Origin of the sequence: Aeromicrobium sp. (assembly GCF_014378035.1) — a bacterium.
GTDB lineage: Bacteria > Actinomycetota > Actinomycetes > Propionibacteriales > Nocardioidaceae > Aeromicrobium.
This window is the reverse complement of sequence record NZ_JACMOM010000268.1, coordinates 1-2,636: the sequence shown is the minus strand read 5'-3', so window position 1 is coordinate 2,636 and position 2,636 is coordinate 1. Positions and strand designations below refer to the sequence as shown.

The window sequence follows — 2,636 nt, the reverse complement described above, 5'->3', positions numbered from 1 at the left end:
GTCGCTGACCTTCGCGCTGCGGTTCAGGGCGACCGATCGCACGCTCACCGCAGCCGAAGCGACCGAGGCGAAATCTGCCGCCGTCGCCCTCGCTGCGGCACGGGTAGGGGCTGTGCTGCGCGATTAGCCGGAATAGCGACGCGGCATCGTTGCACTCATTGCCCCGAATGGGTATCCAACTTCAGAATGGTGATTCGTTCCTGTCAGCGGCGGTGCAGTAGTGTCGGAAGCGTGACCACGACCCTCGCCTTCGACGCCAGCCTGACGCTGCGTCAGTTGGCGCTGCGACGGTCGGCACTGCGTCGGTCGGCACGCCGGGCACGGGGACTGCGACGCCAGTCCGACGAGCGACGATAGGCGACGCTTCACCTCGCACCAACTCGCCGGGCCGGCTCAACGGCAGTCGGGAATGGCCCTGTGATCCGCCGCCGCCTCGCCCCCATCGTCCCTCTTCTCATTAAGGTAGAGCCATGTCTTTATCCGTCGCCGTGGCCGGTGCCAGTGGCTACGCGGGTGGCGAGTTGCTGCGGCTTCTCTCCGCTCATCCCGAGTTCGAGGTGACCACGGTCACCGCGTTCCAGAACGCCGGCCAGCCGCTGGTCGCCGTCCAGCCCCACCTCCGCTCGCTCGCGCACCTCGAGCTGCAGCCGACGGATGCCACGACTCTCAGCGGTCATGACGTCGTGTTCCTTGCCCTTCCGCACGGTAAGTCGGGCGACATGACGGCCCGCCTTGGCGCTGACACTCTCGTCATCGACTGTGGGGCCGATCACCGGCTCGAGAATGAAGTGGACTGGGCGACGTTCTACGGTGGCGAGTACTACGGCGCCTGGGTGTACGGCCTGCCCGAGCTACCGACGGCAACCGGAACCCAGCGTGACGAGATCCGAGACGCGACGCGCATTGCGGTTCCGGGATGCAACGTCACGGCGATCACGCTGGCACTTGCGCCGGGCATCCACTCCGGCGTCATCCTCGGCGATGACCTCGTGGCCGTTCTCGCCGTCGGGCCATCCGGCGCGGGCAGGAGCCTGAAGACCGAGCTGCTGGGAAGTGAGCTGATGGGCTCGGCGCACGCCTACCAGGTCGGGGGAGTGCATCGTCACAACCCCGAGATCCGCCAGAATCTCGCCACGGCGGGCGGTATCGACGTGAGCATCTCCTTCACCCCGGTACTCGTACCCATGAGTCGGGGCATCCTCGCGACGAGTACGGCGAAGCTGGCGCCAGGCGCGACCGAGGCTCAGGTGCGCGACGCTTGGGAAGCGGCGTACGCTGACGAGCCGTTCGTGCACGTGCTCCCCGCCGGCCAGTTTCCCCGGACTGCAGACACCCTCGGTGCCAACACCGCACTGATCGGGCTCGCGGTGGACGAGGCAGCGGGGCGAGTCGTGGTCGTCTCGGCTATCGACAACCTCGTCAAGGGCACGGCGGGTACCGCGATCCAGTCGGCCAATATCGCACTCGGCTTCGACGAGACAACGGGGCTTTCCATGGATGCAGTGGCGCCGTGAGCGTGACAGCAGCGCAGGGATTCGAGGCCTCGGCAGTGGTGGCCGGGCTGAAGTCGAGCGGCGGACTCGACCTCGCGCTGGTCGTGAATCGCGGGCCGCTGGCGAGCGCCGCGGCAGTCTTCACGAGCAACCGTGCGCAGGCCAACCCGATCATCTGGTCGAAACAGGTCATCCTCGATGGCACCGTCTCAGCAATAGTGCTCAACTCGGGCGGAGCGAACTGCTTCACGGGTGCGCAGGGATTCCAGGTGACTCATGCCACCGCCGAGGCCGTCGGCGAGGCCCTCGGGGTGAGCTCGGGCGATGTACTGGTCTGTTCGACGGGACTCATCGGTGACCAGCTACCGTGGGAGAAGATAGAGCCCGCGATCACGGCTGCCGCGTTGTCCCTCGGAGATCATGGCGATGACGCCTCCCTGGCTATCATGACCACGGATTCGAAGCCGAAACGCTCGGTCAGGGTCGGCAACGGCTACACCGTCGGTGGCATGGCGAAGGGTGCGGGGATGCTCGCCCCGGGACTTGCGACGATGCTCGTGGTCATTACCACCGACGTCGTGCTCGGTTCGGCCGAGCTCGACATCGCTCTGCGTCGTGCGACCCGCGTCAGCTTCGACAGGCTCGACTCGGATGGCTGCATGTCGACCAACGACCAGGTATCGCTGCTCGCCTCCGGCGCGTCCGGGGTCGAGCCGCCGCTCGACGCCTTCACCGCTGTGCTGACGGAGGTGTGCATCGACCTCGCTGAGCAACTTCAGGGCGACGCCGAGGGCGCGAGCCACGACATCCGCATCGAGGTTGTGGGCGCCGAGACAGAAGACGACGCCGTCGAGGTCGGCCGCTCCGTCGCTCGAAACAACCTGTTCAGGGCCGCGATCTTTGGAAATGACCCCAACTGGGGTCGGGTGCTCGCCGCGATTGGAACGACGGATGCTGCCTTCGACCCGTATGACGTCGACGTCTCGATGAATGGGGTGCGGGTCTGCCATCTCGGCGCTCCCGACCGGCTGCGCACCGACGTCGATCTCACCGCACGCAGGGTGGAGCTGCTCATCGACCTCAAATCCGGCGGCGCCACCGCGACCATCCTGACAAACGACCTGACCCACGATTATGTCCACG

At 66.5% G+C, this 2,636-nt stretch carries 3 protein-coding genes; all 3 read left to right on the top strand.

Annotated features, from left to right (window positions below):
- The first annotated feature begins 231 nt into the window (after positions 1-231).
- The gene (locus H7290_RS13920) at positions 232-357 is read left to right on the top strand and encodes a hypothetical protein (RefSeq protein ID WP_290514616.1); all 126 of its coding nucleotides are present in this window, start codon (positions 232-234) and stop codon (positions 355-357) included.
- 113 nt (positions 358-470) lie between these two features.
- A complete protein-coding gene (argC, locus tag H7290_RS13915; protein ID WP_290514615.1) occupies positions 471-1,514 on the top strand; it encodes an N-acetyl-gamma-glutamyl-phosphate reductase in 1,044 nt (347 codons plus the stop codon).
- On the top strand, positions 1,511-2,636 hold a 1,126-nt coding region (argJ, locus tag H7290_RS13910), incomplete at its 3' end, for a bifunctional glutamate N-acetyltransferase/amino-acid acetyltransferase ArgJ (RefSeq protein ID WP_290514614.1). The genes argC and argJ, both read left to right, overlap by 4 nt.